Origin of the sequence: Nonomuraea composti (genome assembly GCF_012034275.1) — a bacterium.
GTDB classification, from domain to species: Bacteria; Actinomycetota; Actinomycetes; order Streptosporangiales; family Streptosporangiaceae; genus Nonomuraea; species Nonomuraea composti.
In genome coordinates this window covers 21,279-36,598 of sequence record NZ_JAATEP010000026.1, presented here as the reverse complement: position 1 = coordinate 36,598, position 15,320 = coordinate 21,279, and the positions used below count along the sequence as shown (strand labels likewise).

15 protein-coding genes, 1 tRNA gene and 1 pseudogene are annotated in these 15,320 nt (G+C 71.1%); 8 read left to right on the top strand and 9 right to left on the bottom strand.

The annotated features are described in order from the left end of the window. Nucleotides 1–382: 382 nt before the first annotated feature. From HCN51_RS59995 to HCN51_RS31825, 3 genes and pseudogenes are all read right to left on the bottom strand, one after another. Nucleotides 383–1,225: pseudogene (locus tag HCN51_RS59995) on the bottom strand (BTAD domain-containing putative transcriptional regulator); the annotation flags it as partial. 308 nt (nt 1,226–1,533) lie between these two features. Further along, the gene (locus HCN51_RS31830) at nt 1,534–2,046 is read right to left on the bottom strand and encodes a hypothetical protein (protein ID WP_168014525.1); all 513 of its coding nucleotides are present in this window, start codon (nt 2,044–2,046) and stop codon (nt 1,534–1,536) included. 40 nt (nt 2,047–2,086) lie between these two features. After that, complete coding sequence (locus HCN51_RS31825) at nt 2,087–3,517, bottom strand: M20/M25/M40 family metallo-hydrolase (protein WP_168014523.1); 1,431 nt, start codon at nt 3,515–3,517, stop codon at nt 2,087–2,089. Between the two features lie 214 nt (nt 3,518–3,731). Between HCN51_RS31825 and HCN51_RS31820 the strand changes: the two genes are divergently transcribed. Next, nucleotides 3,732–4,160 carry a hypothetical protein gene (locus HCN51_RS31820; RefSeq protein ID WP_168014521.1) on the top strand — a complete coding sequence of 143 codons (429 nt, stop codon included), beginning with the start codon at nt 3,732–3,734 and terminating at the stop codon, nt 4,158–4,160. Nucleotides 4,161–4,234: 74 nt separating this feature from the next. Here the strand turns inward: HCN51_RS31820 and HCN51_RS31815 are convergent. Both HCN51_RS31815 and HCN51_RS31810 read right to left on the bottom strand, forming a co-directional pair. Continuing rightward, nucleotides 4,235–4,307, bottom strand: a tRNA-Arg gene (locus HCN51_RS31815). Nucleotides 4,308–4,456: 149 nt separating this feature from the next. Further along, nucleotides 4,457–4,846, bottom strand: coding sequence for a hypothetical protein (locus HCN51_RS31810; RefSeq protein ID WP_168014519.1), 390 nt, complete (start codon nt 4,844–4,846; stop codon nt 4,457–4,459). Nucleotides 4,847–5,137: 291 nt separating this feature from the next. Between HCN51_RS31810 and HCN51_RS31805 the strand changes: the two genes are divergently transcribed. The 6 genes from HCN51_RS31805 to HCN51_RS31780 all read left to right on the top strand — a co-directional run bounded on the left by HCN51_RS31805 (nt 5,138) and on the right by HCN51_RS31780 (nt 10,831). Beyond that, complete coding sequence (locus HCN51_RS31805) at nt 5,138–6,277, top strand: sensor histidine kinase (RefSeq protein ID WP_206068130.1); 1,140 nt, start codon at nt 5,138–5,140, stop codon at nt 6,275–6,277. A 58-nt stretch (nt 6,278–6,335) separates the two neighbouring features. After that, nucleotides 6,336–6,980, top strand: coding sequence for a response regulator (locus HCN51_RS31800; protein WP_168014517.1), 645 nt, complete (start codon nt 6,336–6,338; stop codon nt 6,978–6,980). A 1,039-nt stretch (nt 6,981–8,019) separates the two neighbouring features. Continuing rightward, nucleotides 8,020–8,298, top strand: coding sequence for a hypothetical protein (locus HCN51_RS31795; protein WP_168014515.1), 279 nt, complete (start codon nt 8,020–8,022; stop codon nt 8,296–8,298). 6 nt (nt 8,299–8,304) lie between these two features. Beyond that, nucleotides 8,305–9,036 (top strand): prolipoprotein diacylglyceryl transferase, encoded by a 732-nt coding sequence (locus HCN51_RS31790; RefSeq protein ID WP_168014513.1) that lies wholly within the window; start codon nt 8,305–8,307, stop codon nt 9,034–9,036. Continuing rightward, entirely contained in the window at nt 9,033–10,553 is a 1,521-nt protein-coding gene (locus HCN51_RS31785) for a radical SAM protein (RefSeq protein WP_168014511.1), read from the top strand. Before HCN51_RS31790 ends, HCN51_RS31785 begins: the two co-directional genes overlap by 4 nt. Continuing rightward, the gene (locus HCN51_RS31780) at nt 10,550–10,831 is read left to right on the top strand and encodes a hypothetical protein (protein ID WP_168014502.1); all 282 of its coding nucleotides are present in this window, start codon (nt 10,550–10,552) and stop codon (nt 10,829–10,831) included. The genes HCN51_RS31785 and HCN51_RS31780 overlap by 4 nt, the downstream gene beginning before the upstream one ends. Nucleotides 10,832–10,876: 45 nt before the next feature. Here the strand turns inward: HCN51_RS31780 and HCN51_RS31775 are convergent, their stop codons facing one another. From HCN51_RS31775 to HCN51_RS31765, 3 genes are read right to left on the bottom strand one after another with little or no spacing between them, the layout of a single operon-like run. Further along, the gene (locus HCN51_RS31775) at nt 10,877–11,335 is read right to left on the bottom strand and encodes a MaoC family dehydratase (protein WP_080047354.1); all 459 of its coding nucleotides are present in this window, start codon (nt 11,333–11,335) and stop codon (nt 10,877–10,879) included. Between the two features lie 11 nt (nt 11,336–11,346). Next, nucleotides 11,347–12,528, bottom strand: coding sequence for a TolB family protein (locus HCN51_RS31770; protein WP_168014500.1), 1,182 nt, complete (start codon nt 12,526–12,528; stop codon nt 11,347–11,349). Then, complete coding sequence (locus HCN51_RS31765) at nt 12,525–13,007, bottom strand: SigE family RNA polymerase sigma factor (protein ID WP_230465681.1); 483 nt, start codon at nt 13,005–13,007, stop codon at nt 12,525–12,527. Before HCN51_RS31765 ends, HCN51_RS31770 begins: the two co-directional genes overlap by 4 nt. A 235-nt stretch (nt 13,008–13,242) precedes the next feature. Between HCN51_RS31765 and HCN51_RS31760 the strand changes: the two genes are divergently transcribed. Further along, nucleotides 13,243–14,424 carry an ATP-binding protein gene (locus HCN51_RS31760; protein ID WP_080043869.1) on the top strand — a complete coding sequence of 394 codons (1,182 nt, stop codon included), beginning with the start codon at nt 13,243–13,245 and terminating at the stop codon, nt 14,422–14,424. Nucleotides 14,425–14,527: 103 nt separating this feature from the next. Here the strand turns inward: HCN51_RS31760 and HCN51_RS31755 are convergent, their stop codons facing one another. Continuing rightward, nucleotides 14,528–15,319, bottom strand: coding sequence for a MauE/DoxX family redox-associated membrane protein (locus tag HCN51_RS31755; protein WP_346433863.1), 792 nt, complete (start codon nt 15,317–15,319; stop codon nt 14,528–14,530). Nucleotide 15,320: the final 1 nt, after the last annotated feature.

Here is a 15,320-nt window from a genome sequence, read left to right as displayed (position 1 = left end):
GCAGGTTCCACGACCAGTCGATGACCGCCAGCAGCGTCTGGTGCCGGTCAGGCGCCGTCCTGTTGCCGCCGCGCAGCAACGCGAACCGGTCGGCCAGGCGCCGGGCGATCTCCTCCACCGACATCACGCGCACCTTGGCCGCGGCCAGCTCGATCGCCAGCGGCAGCCCGTCGAGCCGGGCGACCACCTCCCCGACCGCCGCCCCGTCGAGCCGCACCCCCGGCCGCGCCGCCGTCGCCCGCTGCCGGAACAGCTCCACCGCGTCACCCGCCGGCAGCTCGCCCAGCAGGTAGACGCGCTCGGCCGGGATCGACAGCGGGGCCCGCGACGTGATCAGCACCCGCAGGTCGCGCGTCGTCACCGTCAGGAACCCGACCAGGTCCGCCACCGCCCCGATCACGTGCTCGCAGTTGTCCAGGATCAGCAGCGCCGGCACCTGGTCGAGCTGCTGCGCCAGCCGCGCCCGCACGTCCGCCCGCTGCTCCGTCGTCAACGTGCGCCGCCCGCCGACCGAGTCCCGCACCCCGAGCGCCGAGCCCACCTCGCCCACCACGCCCTCGGGCGAGGACACGCCGACCAGCTCGACGAAGTGCGCCACCGGCTGCGCGGCCTTCCTGCCCACCACGTGCGCCAACCGGGTCTTGCCCAGCCCACCAGGGCCGATGATCGAAACCACCCGGTTCGTCTGCAACAACGCGTGCACCGCCCGGATGTCGGCGTCCCTGCCCAGGAGAGAGGATCCGTCGAACTGGATGCCGTCACGCACCGGGCGATCCGCGACGAGCAACTCGGCGTGCACGCGGGCCAGCTCCGGCCCCGGCTCGGCGCCCAGCCGCGCCACCAGCCCCGACCGGTACCGCTCGTACCGCTCCAGCGCCGCGCCCGCCCCCCGCACGGCGGCCTCGCTGCGCAGCAGGCACGCCAGCAGCTCCTCGTCGTGCGGCCGCTCGCCGGCCACCTCCTCCAGCAGCGGCAACGCGCTCTCGTGCGCGCCGCCGCGCGCCCGCGCGATCGCCGCCACCCGCCGCGCCTCACCCACCCACCGCGCCGCCACCCGCCGCAACTCACCCAGCGCCCCGTTCGCACCATCCCCTCCACCGGCGGCGGCCTCCACGGAGACCATGGCCATGACCTCCTCGGCCCGCCGCCGCGCCAGCGCGACATCATGCGCATTCAGCGCCGCCCGCGCCTCCTCCACCAGCACACCGAGCAGCAACGCATCCACCTGCTCGGCCGGCAACCCGAGCCGGTACCCCCTGGGGATCCGCTCCACCACATCGGGACGGGTCGCCGCCCTGGTCCGCGACACGACCACCTGCAGCGCCTTCGTCGGGTTCGCCGGCGCCTCCTCCGGCCACAACTCCTCGACCAGCCGCTCGTCCCCTACCCCCGCCCGCCCCTCCAGGGCGAGCACGGCGAGCAGGGTGTGCGCGCGATCACCGACCACGCGCGCACCCTGCCATCGAACGCCATCCAGCAGGACCAGTACGGGGGACACCCCCTCAGCTTACGGACCGCCACCCCTCCACCGAATCACCCGGAACGTCCACCAGCCCGCTCGCAGGAAGCGCGATCTCTCGCATCGGGGTCGGGCCGGACGCCCGCGAGCAGGCACCGGGCCTTGTACGCGGCCCGCCAGCCGCCGTACTGGTGAATGCCCTCGCTGGAGTCCACCGCGTGGTAGCGGACGCTCACCAGAACCACGCGGAGCGCGATCACCGGCCCGTCGGCCGCGCCGTCGAGCCGCCCGATCGAGAACGCGCGCGGCGCCGTGTCGGCCATGAACGTGACGAAGCGGGGCCGGGGTTCCCCGGTCAGGTTGAGCCGGACCCCACGATCGATCATGGGCGCGAACAGCTCGTGCAGCTCCAGATCGTACTCATCCAGCCCGTAGTCCCGGTCGGCGACGAACTCGTACCCGGTGCGCCCGCCGGGGAGAGGCTCGAAGTCGAGGCTGAAGGACGCGAAGTCGGGATCGCAGTTGCCCACCGTCCCGCACCGCACCGCGACCCCGCGCACCGCCCGCGACGGGAACGTCTCCTCCATGGGGCGCGATCCTAACGCGCCGCGTCCCAGGGCCCGGTGGTCATGCGGGCCCGCCGTCGCGGGCGTGCGCGTCGAGGAGGTGCGCGACGGCCTCGGTCACCTGGACGGCGAACGGGACATGCAGCCATTCGTCCGGCACGTGCGCGTTCGAGTCCGCGCCGAGCGCGCCCGTGACGACGAACTGCGCCCGCGGGTACCGCCTGCCCAGCATCTCCATGAACGGAATGCCGCCGCCGATGCCCAGGCTCTGGCACGGCTTGCCGAACACGCGATCACCGACCTCCCGCAACGCCGCGGTCAGCCAGGGGGCCGGCGCCGGCGCGTGCCAGCCGTTCAGGATCATGAAGTCGCCGACCTCGACCTGCGCCCCGTACGGCACGTCGGTCGTGAGGATCTTCTCCAGCGCGGCCCGCGCCACCTCGGCGTCGACCGAGGGCGGCAGGCGGAAGCTCAGCCGCAAGGACGTCCAGGCCCGCAGCACGGCCCCCGCCACCGACGGGTCCGGGAGCCCGCCGGCGCCGGTCACGGACAGGGTCGGCCGCCAGGTGTTGTTGAGGACGAGCTCCACGGCGTCGTCGGAGGCCCGCCGCATCCCCGGCAGCAGCGGGAGCGGGGGCACGGCGACCTCCGGATGGAGCGCGACGAGCTCCGCCACCTCGGCGCGCCGCTCGTCCGGGATGGGCGCCACCATCTCGGGCACCTTGACCTCGCCGGTCTCCGGGTCCTCCACCCGATCGAGCAACTGGCGCATGATCCGGAACGAGCTCGGCACGATGCCGCTCCCGAGCCCGGAGTGAACGCCGGTCTCCAGGACGCGCACCGTGACGGTCGCCTGCACCGCGCCGCGCAGGCTCGTGGTCAGCCACAGCCGCTCGTAGTCGCCGCCGCCCCCGTCCAGGCATACCACCAGCGACACCTCGCCGAGCCGGCCCGCGATCCGCTCCAGGTAGGCGGGCAGGTCCGGGCTGCCGGACTCCTCGCCGGTCTCCAGCAGCAGCACCGCACGGGCGTGCTCGCCGCCTGCTTCGCGTACGGCCTCCAGCGCGGTCGTGGCGGCATAGCCCGAGTACCCGTCGTCGGCGGCGCCGCGGCCGTAGAGCCGGTCGCCGCGGAGCACCGCCTGCCACGGGCCCAGCCCCTCCGACCAGTCGCCGAGCGGCGGCTGCTTGTCGAGGTGCCCGTACAGCAGGACGGTCCCGGTCGCCTCCGCGCCCGGTGTCGCGGGCACGTCCACGAGCAGGAGCGGGGCGCGGCCGTCGAGCCGCAGGACCTCGCACCGCGCGCCGGGCAGCCCCCGCGCCGCCACCCAGCTCCGGACGTGCTCGACGGCGGCCCGCAGCTGCCCGTGCTCCTCCCAGGCGGCGTCGTAGGCGGGCGACACGGCGGGTATCTCGATCAGCCCCGACAGGCTGGGCAGCACGTCCGTCGCCCAGGTCTCGCTGATCGATTCGCGAAGTTTCTGATGGTCCATGCGGCCATACTGACGCAAACGCCGCGCCCCGGCGGCCCCGATCACACTGGGCGCGCGTCGGCAAAGTTCGCCGAAGACAGACGGAACCTCCCCCCGCTTTACCCAAGGGTGCACAGATCTTTGCTCGGGCTTGTTCGGACATGTCGGCCCCAGCCAGAATCAGTTCAGCCTTCAACTACTTAGTGAAGAGCCCCCTTGCACGATGAGGAGAGGTATGAAGCGCATCATTTCCGCTCTCGTCGCCACCGGCGTCCTCGGCGCCACGCTCACCGGCACCAGCCCCGCGTCCGCAGCCACCTCCGCGATCGACTGCGCCGCAGGCGGATACACCCGGGTGGTCAACAGCTACGTCCCCACCAACGTCCAACGGCCCGCGGTGGACGGTCGCAGCTACAACATCGGCGGCCCGTCGGCGTACACGTTCGAGATCTGCCTCGACATCCCCGACACCTCGACCTTCACCATCGAGATACGGATCTGGAAGGACCAGAAACAGACGGTGTTCGTGGACGACCAGCCTGGGGACAAGGTCTTCCGCTACTCGGTCGGCCCCAACAGCTTCTGGCAGGTGTACGGCACGTTGACCGGGCCCGGCAGCACCTATCTGTACTACACCTGGTACGAGAAGCAGATCCCGGCCTGAGACAGGTGCGCATTCCCCGGACGAACACAAAGGCCCGCTCCCAGGAACCCCTGGTAGCGGGCCTTTCTGCTGTGCGCGGCCGAGAGGACTCGAACCCCTAACCTTCTGATCCGTAGTCAGATGCTCTATCCATTGAGCTACGGCCGCTCGCTGCGTAAGCAAGCATAGCGGGTTCTGAGGAGTACCTCGAACCAGAAACGGCAATCATGGGGTCGCTGGTCCGGGGTTGGGGTGTGTGCCGGGTGGTTGTGGAGGGGCGATCGAGGTTTTGACCTGGGGTTAGGGCCCAACGTGGGCTAGGCGTCGAGTTTCTTGGCCAGGCGTTCGATGACCTGCGCCAGGTCGCTCAGTCTGCGGTGGACGGAGTGGTGCTGGTCCTGGATCTGGCCGCGGAGCTTCGAGAAGTGGTCGTTCGACTGTCTGCGGAAGCCGCCGATCTCGTCGTTCAGGGCGGAGACGTCTTGGGACAGCTCGGCCCGGAGCTCTGTGATGGTGGTGAGGTCGGCCGGCGGTGCCGGGGTGTCGAGTTGTGTGTCCTCCAGTGGGGTGCAGTTTTGCGCCGGGATGGTCATGCGGCGGCGTCGTGCCCTCTTGCGGCGGCCGGAAGTGACCCTGCCGGTGCGCGCGGTTGCTTCGAGGGCGTCCACGCGGAGCTTCAGCGTGCGAATCTCCGCTTCTATGTTCACGTACCCCTACCCCTTGCGGTAGCTGGAAGGGATCCCTTTGGCCGGCTGCTGTCCGGGCCCGGGTCCCACGAATCGTGAGCACATCGTCGCAATGAGTGTGCGGTTGGGGGAACCCCTGTCGGTGAGCGGGTGGAGAGTTATGCACTACCGGTGTGGATGGAACTCCTCATGGTGGGGTTTCCGGTCGCCGAGGCTGTGGACAAGTCGTTGTCTGCGACTACATCGAAGGGTGTATCCACAGGAGGACCTTCGTAGGAGGGAGCGGCGGGCGGGAGGTGGTGGGATGAGGGCATGAAACAGGTGGTGCTGGGGGCCGGGCTCGCCTTCGCGGTGGGGGTGGTGCTGATCGCGGGCGGGTCCTACGTGCATCGCGGGGTGCCGGCGTGGGTGTTGTGCGTGCCGCTGGCGTTCACCTGTGCGGGGGTTCTGGTGCGGCAGCGGGCTCCCCTGGCCTCTCTGGGGCTGGGGGTGGTCGGAGTTGTGATCGACGGGTTCGTGGGGCCGTCCCTGGGGACGGTGCTGGTGTTCACCGACAATCTGTACGCCGCCGCGCTCTACGGGCCGGCCCGGTTCGCGCGGGTGCTGCTCGGCGTCACCGGGGTGCTGGCCGTGGTGGCCGGGGCCGTGGCGGGGTTCGTGATGGCGGACTGGCGGGTGCTGGCCGTCATGGGGGTGCAGGCCGGGCTGGTGCTCGTCACACCGGTCACCACGGCGGTGGTGCTGCGGGAGCAGCGAGACCGGGCGGTGGCCGAGAGGGTGCGGGCCGAGCAGGTGGCCCGGCTCAGCGAGCTGGACCGGCAGGCGGCGGTCGCCGCCGAGCGCACGCGGATGGCGCGCGAGCTGCACGACATGATCGCCAACCACTTCAGTGCCATCGCGATCCAGTCCACTGCCGCGCTCTCACGCAAGGATCTCGACCGGGAGACCGTGCGGCGGGTGATGGAGTCCGTACGGGAAAACAGCGTCCAGGGGATGGCCGAGATGCGGGCCATGATCGGGCTGCTGCGGCAGGAGGGGGACGAGGGTGAGCCCACCCGGCCTCGGCTGGCCGATGCGGAGACCCTGGTCGAGCGGGTGCTGGAGGCCGGGATGGCGGTGGAGCTGCGGGTCGAGGGGGAGGCCCGGGAGTTGCCTGCGGCCGTCGATCTCGCCGGATACCGGATCTTGCAGGAGTCGCTCACCAACGCGCTCAAGCACGGGGAGCCGCCTGTGTCGGTGGCCGTCGTGTACGAGGGCGAGCAGGTGCGCGTGAGCGTGGAGAACGGCCTGGGCGAGGGGCGGCGGGAGGCGGGGCTGCCGGGTGCCGGGGCGGGGCTCATCGGGATGCGGGAGCGGGCCTCGCTGGTCGGAGGGCTGTTCGACGCGGGGGAAGTCCGGGATGAAGGGCGGTGGCGGGTTTCGGCCGTCCTCCCCACGGCTGTGGAGGTTTAGCGGGGCTGGTCTTTCTCCGGCTGTCGGCGTGCGGTGGAGTGGATGAAGGTGGTGGCTGGTGACGGTCAGGGTGCTGGTGGCGGACGATCACGCGGCGGTCCGGGCCGGGATCGTGCTGATCCTGGGCGGGACGGACGACATCGAGGTCGTGGGCGAGGCGGGAGACGGGGAGCAGGCCGTCGCCATGGCCCGGGAACTGCGGCCCGATGTCGTGCTGATGGACGTGCGGATGCCCCGGCTCGATGGGATTTCCGCCACCCGGGAGCTGGCGGGTGTCTGTGACGTGCTGATCCTGACGACGTTCGATGTCGACGAGTACGTGTTCGGGGCGTTGCGGGCCGGGGCGGCCGGGTTCCTGCTGAAGAACACCGAGGCTGAGGCGTTGATCGAGGCGGTCCGGGTGGTGGCTCGGGGGGACGGGCTCATCTCGCCCGGGGTCACGCGGAGGCTGATCGCGGCCTTTGCCGAGCAGGCGCCTGTCGCGCGGCGGGAGGTGGGGGCCGAGCCGGGTGGGCCGGCGGAGCTGACTCCCCGGGAGAGGGAGGTGCTGGCCTGTATCGGGCGGGGGTTGTCCAACGCTGAGATCGCCAAGGAGCTGGACATGGCGGAGGCGACGACCAAGACGCATGTCAGCCGGGTGCTGAACAAGCTGGGGTTGAAGAGCCGGGTGCAGGCGGCGATCTACTACTCGGAGGGGCTGTGAAGGGCGCGGGTGGCGGTGATGTTCGAGGGTGCCGGTGGTGATGTTTGAGAGGGACCGGCGGTGATGCGGAGGGCGGGAGGGAGTGCGGGCGGTGATGCGGAGGGCGGGTAGAGGGTGCGGGCGGTGATGTGGAGGGCGGGTAGAGGGTGCGGGCGGTGATGTGGTGAGGTGTTGATCCGACGGCAATCTCGGGTGCCTAGTCTGATCATGACTAGAGGGGTAGACCAAGCCAATGAGTACAACGCCACCACCTTCGCCGCCCGAAGAGCCTGACGACGCATCAGGGGCCGGGGCGGCGCCGGATGAGGGATCGGAGACTTCGCCGTCGGCTGCTCCTCCGGACGGGAGGTCGGAGCCGGTGTTCATGCCGCCTCCGGGGCTGGACGGCGGTGAAGGCGGGGTGGCGGATTCCGAAGGCCGGGGCGAGCGAGGTCAGGGCCAGCCGGGTCACGGCGAGCGGGGTCAGAGCGAGCCGGGTCAGGGGCAACCGGGGCATGGGCACGGTGGGCAGCCGTCGTTCCTGCCGCCGGATGCGGGGCCTGGGAGCCCCGCCCGAGAGGGGGTGTCTCGGGGGCAGGAACTCCCGTGGGAGCCGCCTTCGGGGCAGCCCGCTCAAGGCGGGCCGTCATCTCACGGCTGGGCGCAGGGTCAAGCGCACGGGCAGGGTCAAACGCACGGGCAGGGGCAGGGCCAGGAGCCTTACGGTGGTGTGCCGTCTCAGGGGCAGCCCGGCGCTGGAGCGGGGCAGCCGCAGCAAGGCAGTGGCCAGGGGCAAGGGCAGGCGCCGTATGGGGGCGTTCCGGATCCGGGGCAGCAGCCGTATGGAGGGGTTCTGGGGCAGCCGCCGTACGGGACGGGTCCCGGGCAGGGGCAGCCGCAGTACGGCGGGCAGCCCCAGTACGAGGGGCAAGGGCATGGTGTGCAGCCGTACGGTGGGCCGCCGCCCTACGGTGGGGGGCCGGGGTACGGGCAGGGAAGTGGTGGGTATGCGCCGCCGCCCCCACCCCCGAGCAGCGGCTCCACGGGCATGCTCATCGGCATGCTGTTCGCCGGTCTGGCGATCTACAGCGTCCTCAACCTCGTGGTCGGCTTCTTCCTGTTCTTCGCCGCCATGGGCGCCAGCGGCAGCGCCAACCCGTACCTGGCGGCGGGTGCCGTGATCCTGGCGGCGGCCGGGCTAGGGGCGGGGATCGGGTTGTGTTTCGTGCGGAAGCCGTGGAGCAGGGGCCTGGGGCTGGGGTTGATGATCGGTTGGGCGTTGTGGTCGATCCTTTCGGCGGGGATCTGCACCGGCCTGAACCCGAGCCTGTACGGCTGACGGCCCATGCCCTATCACGAGATCTTCGTCGGCCTGGGTGTGGCGGTGGCGGCCGTCGTCTTCGTCCGGGAGGCGCGCAGGCGTGGCGCGCTCAACGAGCAGTCGCTGATCGCGGTGGCGGGCGCGCTGGTGGGCGGCGCGATCGGGATGCGGCTGGCGGGCTGGATGGAGACGCTGGAGCTGCAGAGCCTGTGGCTGTACGGGTCGAGGAGCATCCTGGGCGGCCTGACCGGCGCGTACGTGGGCGTGCTGGTGGCCAAGCGGATCATCGGCTACAAGGAGCGGACGGGCGACCTGTTCGCCCCGGCGGTGGCGCTCGGGATGGCGGTGGGCAGGATCGGCTGCCATCTGACGGAGGCGCCGGGCCGGCCGACGGACCTGCCGTGGGGGGTGCATGCCCCGCCGACGACCCCCGAGTGCCCGGGTTGTCTCACGGGGCAGGCGATGCACCCGTCGTTCATCTACGAGATCATCTTCCAGCTCGCCGCGTTCGCCGCGCTCCTGTGGGCGCGCGAGCGGCTGACCCGGCCGGGTGAGCTGTTCACGCTGTACGTCGCCGCGTACGCCGTCTTCCGTTTCCTCGTCGAGTTCACCAGGGCGAACGAGACGGTGTGGCTCGACCTGACCAGGCCGCAGTGGTTCCTGATCCCGGGGATGCTGCTGCTCGCCGTCCGGCTCGGTCACGGCTGGCGGCGCGGCTACTACGCACCCCTCTTCGGACGAAAGGTCATGACATGAGCGCAGGCATGGGCCTGCGGGGCGACCGCATCCTCAGGTACGTCAACGCGTTCTGCCCGAGCTGCCACGACCGCCCCCTCGACCGGGTGGAGCGCCTGAGCGGTTACCTGGCCGAACGCGACGGCCGCGTGTGGCTGGAGCGCGGTTGCCGCGAGCACGGGTTCATCCGGACGTTGTACGACGAGGACCCGGAGATCCTGCGGTACCTGGAGGAGTGGACGGCCCCCACGAAGCAGCACGTCCCCGACACGGCCGGCAACTTCGACCCGATCCCCTCCGCCTACCTGCGCGGCCTGCCCGAGCTGCAGACCCAGCACACGTGCATCCTCCTGGAGGACATCGCCGAGACCTGCAACCTGCGCTGCCCCACCTGCTTCGCCGACAGCTCCCCCGACCTGGCCGGCGTCGTCCCGGTGCCGGACGTGCTGGCCAACGTCGACCAGCGCCTGGAGCGGGAGAACGGCAAGCTCGACGTCCTCATGCTGAGCGGCGGCGAGCCCACGCTCCACCCCGAGCTGAAGACGCTGCTGGCCGAGCTGACGGCCCGCCCGATCACCCGCATCCTGATCAACACGAACGGCGTCCTTCTGGCGAAGGATGACTCCCTGCTCGACCTGCTCACCGAGCACAGGGAGCGCGTCGAGGTCTACCTCCAGTACGACGGCACGTCGGCCGACGCCTCCCGGCACCACCGGGGCGGCGACCTGACCAGGATCAAGGCCGAGGCCGTCGCCAGGCTGTCCGAGCGCGAGATCTTCACGACCCTGGTGATGACCGCCGCCCTCGGCGTGAACGACGGGGAGATCGGCGACGTCGTACGCCTCGCGCTCGACACCCCGTACGTCGGAGGCGTCTCCCTGCAACCCCAGTTCGGCTCGGGCAGGTCGGCCGCCATCGACCCGAACGACCGCCTCACCCACACCGGCGTCCTCAAGCGCCTCGGCCCGCAGACCGACGGCCTGGTGACCTGGCGCGACCTGACGGCCCTGCCCTGCTCCCACCCGCACTGCTGCTCGGTCGGCTACCTCATCCGCGACGACGCCCGGCAGTGGCGCTCGCTGACCGCGCTGATCGGCCACGACCGGCTCAAGGCGAACCTGGGCCTGGTCTCCAACCGCATCGCCGACACCGAGCTGCCGAAGGAGCTGCGCCTGGCCGTCCAGGAGTCGCTGCTCGGGCTGCTGTCGGAGCAGTCGTCGCTGTCGCATCCGCAGGTGGGGGACCTGTGGCGGACCATCTGCGAGAACTGCGACCTCGGCGTCTCCACGCTGCTCGCGCTGGCGTCGTCGGCGCTTCCGGGCCGGCGCAGGAAGCTGCGCAGGATGCTGGGGGAACGGGTGGTGCGGATCACGGTGAAGCCGTTCATGGACCTGTCGACCATGATCGAGGAGCGGCTCACGCAGTGCTGCGTGCACGTGGGCACGCGCGCGGGTGAGCGGGATCAGTGCGCGCCGTTCTGCGCGGTGCAGGCGTGGCCGGAGCTGTCCGGGCAACGGCTGTCGGCGGTGGCCAAATGAGCACGGGCCAAGGGAGCACGGGCCAAGGGAGCACGGAGGACAAGGCGCAGACGCCGTACGATCCGCTGCGGTTGTGCGTCTACGCGACCGTCGCCCTGCTGGCCTGGCTGCTCGGCCCCTGGGCGGTGCTGGGGTTCGCGGCGCTCGGGTTCGCGGGCTACTGGAGAGCGCGACGGGCCGGGCTGACCCGGAGCAAGTGTTTCCTTCGGGACACCCGGCTCGTGCTGGCCTACCTCGGCCTCATCGCGCTGGCGGCCCTGGCCGCGATCATCCTCTGATCGCGGCCACGCGGCCACGCCGAGCACTGCCACGGCCTCGCCAGGCTATTCGGCGGCCACGTAGAGGGACAGGGTCTCGGCAACGCAGGCGGGCCGCTTCTCGCCCTCGATCTCGACGGTCATCTTCAGCGTGGACAGGTAGCCGGCGGGGCTGTTCTTGACGTCGATGAGCTCGCCCACGGCCCTGATGCGGGCGCCGACCGGGACGGGCTTGTGGAAGCGGACCTTGTTCAGGCCGAAGTTGACGCCCATCGCGATGCCCTCCACCTTGATCAGGGAGAACATGAACGACGGCAGCAGCGACAGCGTCAGGTATCCGTGGGCGATCGTGCCGCCGAACGGCCCCTCCTTGGCGCGCTCCACGTCCACGTGGATCCACTGGTGGTCGTCGGTGGCATCGGCGAAGGTGTTGACCTGCTCCTGGGTGACGGTGCGCCACTCGGTCGGGCCGAACTTCTCGCCGACGGCCGCCTTGAGTTCCTGTACGTTCGCGAAGGTCCGCATGGCCACGAACGCTATTGGGCCGACGGGACGGCTGCCAAGTTCAGCACCTCGTAGGTGCCGGGGCGGCCCTCCCAGTAGACGACGGTGCTGGGCTCGGCCGAGGTGCCGATGCTCAGCCACGACGCCCGCGCGGGGATGGTGGCCGTCACTCCGGTCTCGGCGTCGTACACGCCGTTGTTCAGCACCACGAACCGGTTGAGTATCGGCGCCATCGACAGCGCTTTCGGATGGCCGAAACCGTCGAGCCCGCGGTGGATCTCGCCGCCGCTGATCCGCTGCACGAAGACGCCCTTGGCGTCGCGGCCCGAGCACCAGTGCGGGCCGCAGCGCAGGCCCTTCACCCCGTCGGGCACGGTGATCGGGACGCGCGTGTCGAGGGTGAGGTCCACGATCTCGGTCTGGCTGCGGTCGCTGGTGTCGGGGCCGCCGGGCACGTCGCTGGCCCATGGCCAGCGCAGCAGGTGCAGGCCGTTGCCGAACGGGATGCGCTCGGGGGCGCCGCCGCCGGTCAGGGGGGCGCGCCACACGTCGCCGGACCGTTCGGACCAGATGACCTGGCCGCCGTTCACTGAGAGCGCCTCGAGATCGGCCCGCTCGCCGGACAGGCCGGTGACCGCCGTGGGCTCGCCGCCCGCCAGCGGCATCGTCCAGATCTCGGAGGAGGGTCGGCCGCCGACGTACCAGACGATGTTCGCGCCGTCGGCGGCCACGAACGGCATCATGTGCTTGTGGGACGAGGGCAGCTCGGCGAGCACGCGCGTCTCCCCGGTGGCGGAGTCGTACATCTCCAGCACGGGGCTCTTCTGCGCGGGGAGGGACAGCAGCAGGATCTGCGTCGCGCTGATGCCGGTGAGCGGGAGGCGGGTGTCGCCGGAGGCGCTCTCGGTGGGCACCGTGAAGACCGCGCGCGGCCAGACCCGCTCGACCGATCCCGATCGCGGCCGTGACGTCTCTGTGGGGGGCGTCGCGGTGGGGGTCGTGGCCGCGTCGCCCTCGCCCCCGCCGGACAGGACGACGCCCCTGATCCCCACGCTCAGCACCACCACGGCCGCTGCCGCCGCCAGCACGCGCAGCCGCCGCCGGGTCCTGCGCCGCCTGCGCAGCGCCACGCCCGCCAGCAGGCCGCCGGCGTCGTCGGGGGCGTGCTCGCCAGCCGTCCGCAGCGCGCCGATCAGCTCGTCCTCGCTCCTCATGCCCGCTGCTCCCCTCGTAGTGACGCGCGTACGGACGGCTTGACGCGCAACGCGTTGAGCGCGTGGAACGCCTGGCTGCGCACGGTCCCCCGGGAGATGCCGAGCATGTCGGCGATCTCCTTGTCGGACAGGTCCTCGTAGTACCGCAGCACGAGCACGACCCGCTGCCTGCGCGGCAGCGTGGCCAGCTCCCTCCACAGCTCGCCGTACGTGTGCACGTCGGTGTAGGAGCCTTCGGGTACGTCGTTCGTGAGGTGCTCCCTGCGCCGCCGGCGCCACCAGCTCACGTGCTGCCGGGCCATCGTCGTGCGGACGTACGCCTCGGGGTTGTCCTTGTTGCGCACCCGGGCCCAGGAGCCGCTCAGCTTCAGCAGCGCCTCCTGGACCAGGTCGGCCGCGTCGTCGGCGTTGCCGGTGAGCACGTAGCCGTACCGGAGCAGGGCGGGGCCCCGCGCCCGTACGAAATCCTCGAACTCCACATCTCCTGGACGCGGCTGGGGCTCCGGGCTGTTGCAAAGATCTTTACTCGAAACCATCGCATGGGTGTTCGAGTCCGCGCTACAGTTCTAGGTACCGCAATCGAACAGAGGTTCGGCCTGGTGAGAGGGGGTGTGTCCGATGACGGTGCTCGCGACCGCCCCTGCTCGGACACGCCGTAGCACTTTCTTCCCAAATCTAAGACGGCCGCTATATCCGGCAATAAAGTCCGAGAGCGTGGACCCTGTGCGAAACCCCTACGCTCCAGGCGCCGGGCAGCGCCCGCCTGAGCTCGCCGGCCGTGATCGTGAGCTCCAGCAGTTCGAGGTCGTGCTGGAGCGGGTGGCCCGTGGCCGCCCCGAGCGCAGCATGGTCGTGACCGGCCTGCGGGGAGTGGGCAAGACCGTCCTGCTCAACACGTTCAAGTCCATGGCCATGCAGCGGCTGTGGGGCACGGGCAAGATCGAGGCCCGCCCCGACCAGTCGATCAGGCGGCCGGTGGCCGCCGCCCTGCACATGGCCATCCGCGAGCTGGCGCCGCGACACCGCGCGCCCGAGCGCATCGAGGAGTTCCTCGGCGTGCTCAAGGCGTTCGCGATGCGCGATCCGGCCGCGGCCAAGGGCACCTCCCACTGGTCGCCCGGGATCGAGGTGCCGGCCAGCCGCGGGCGCGCCGACTCGGGCGACCTGGAGATCGACCTCACCGAGCTGTTCGTCGACGCCGCGAGCGTGGCCACCGACCTGGCGGTGGGCATCGCCCTGTTCATCGACGAGATGCAGGACGTCCAGCCCGCCGACGTCTCCGCGCTCTGCGCCGCCTGCCACGAGCTGTCGCAGACGGGCGGGCCGCTGATCGTGGTGGGCGCCGGGCTGCCGCACCTGCCGAGCGTCCTTTCGGCCAGCAAGAGCTATTCCGAGCGGCTCTTCCGCTACGCGCGCATCGACAAGCTCGACCGGGAGGCGGCCGACCTCGCGCTGATCCTGCCGGCGCGCGAGGAGGAGGTCGAGTTCACCCAGGAGGCGCTCGACGCGCTCTACGAGGCGGCCGACGGCTACCCCTACTTCGTGCAGGCCTACGGCAAGGTGGCCTGGGATCTCGCGCCGCGCAGCCCGATCACCCTCGACGACGTCAAGGTCTCCGCGCCGGAGGCCGAGGAGGAGCTGGCGGTCGGGTTCTTCGGCAGCCGCTACGAGCGGGCCACGCCGGCCGAGCGCGACTACATGCACGCCATGGCGCAGATCGGCGACGATCCGGTGCCGACCTCCGAGGTGGCCGACGCGCTGGGCCGCAAGCCGTCCAGCCTCTCGCCCGCCCGCGACAGCTTGATCAAGAAGGGTCTCATCTACAGCGCCGAGCGTGGCCTGATCGCGTTCACAGTGCCGCACTTCGGGAAGTTCCTGCGCGCTCAGCCGATCTGAGCGACGCCCCTAGACCTCTATTGGGCTGTCTAGTGGGGAAGCTAGACAGCCCAATAGAGCTATATCGCCATGCCTGTCGAGAGTCGTATACGGCTTTCTAGTGTCATGCCGATACGGGCGTATATTCCGGCAGAGATCCGCTGTCCTCCCTACTGACCACGGCCATCCGCACCGCCGGGCGCCGGCCGCTCAGGTAGACGGCGAAGACGACGTCGTCATCGTCGTGGTTGCGGAAGGCGAAGAAACGCCAGCACAGCTCCCGCCACGTGTCGTACGGGTCGGCCGAGGCCAGCTCGCCTTCGTGCGCCCGCCACGTGCCGCTCGCCTTCAGGCGCGACAGGGTGACCGACTCGGCCGGGGCCGGGCGTTGCTCGCAGGGGGCGCGATACCGTACGCGGTCGATCAGCTCCTCGATCTCGGGCGACAGCGCCGCCAGCACCGCCGCCCCGGCCACCAGCAGCCACGACGGCGCGAGCGCGGCCTGCCAGCCCGGCACCGGCGACCACACCGACACCGCCGCCATCCCGGTCAGCGCCACCGTCCGGCCGATCGAGCGCAGCCCGACCGGGGCCGAGCTGACCTCGCCGAAGCAGCCGCATCCCGCGTCGGGCCGCCGCCTGCGCAGCTCGAGCAGCACGTACGTGGACAACGCGAAGAACGCGACCGTGCCCCAGCGGAACAGCGGATGCGTCGTGAGCAGCAACCCCCCGGCCAGCACCAGCTCACCCGCCGCGCACACGAGCAGCGCCGGGCCCTGGACGCGCTCCGGCACCAGCACCGCGGGCCCCAGCCTCGACAGCCCGCCCGGCTCGCTCCTCGTGGCGACGGTGAGCACCTTGGCCGCCGTCCCCAGGAGGAGCATGGCCATCAGGAGCGGGAGCTGCGATCCGAGCACG

Bases quoted from the DNA above. Each gene is read 5' to 3' on its own strand.
- HCN51_RS31820 (WP_168014521.1), top strand. From the start codon at position 3,732: ATGAAGCGCATCATTTCCGCTCTCGTCGCCACCGGCGTCCTCGGCGCC.
- HCN51_RS31830 (WP_168014525.1), bottom strand. From the start codon at position 2,046: ATGGAGGAGACGTTCCCGTCGCGGGCGGTGCGCGGGGTCGCGGTGCGG.
- HCN51_RS31785 (WP_168014511.1), top strand. From the start codon at position 9,033: ATGAGCGCAGGCATGGGCCTGCGGGGCGACCGCATCCTCAGGTACGTC.
- HCN51_RS31790 (WP_168014513.1), top strand. From the start codon at position 8,305: ATGCCCTATCACGAGATCTTCGTCGGCCTGGGTGTGGCGGTGGCGGCC.
- HCN51_RS31770 (WP_168014500.1), bottom strand. From the start codon at position 12,528: ATGAGGAGCGAGGACGAGCTGATCGGCGCGCTGCGGACGGCTGGCGAG.
- HCN51_RS31805 (WP_206068130.1), top strand. From the start codon at position 5,138: ATGAAACAGGTGGTGCTGGGGGCCGGGCTCGCCTTCGCGGTGGGGGTG.
- HCN51_RS31780 (WP_168014502.1), top strand. From the start codon at position 10,550: ATGAGCACGGGCCAAGGGAGCACGGGCCAAGGGAGCACGGAGGACAAG.
- HCN51_RS31775 (WP_080047354.1), bottom strand. From the start codon at position 11,335: ATGCGGACCTTCGCGAACGTACAGGAACTCAAGGCGGCCGTCGGCGAG.
- HCN51_RS31825 (WP_168014523.1), bottom strand. From the start codon at position 3,517: ATGGACCATCAGAAACTTCGCGAATCGATCAGCGAGACCTGGGCGACG.
- HCN51_RS31795 (WP_168014515.1), top strand. From the start codon at position 8,020: ATGCTGTTCGCCGGTCTGGCGATCTACAGCGTCCTCAACCTCGTGGTC.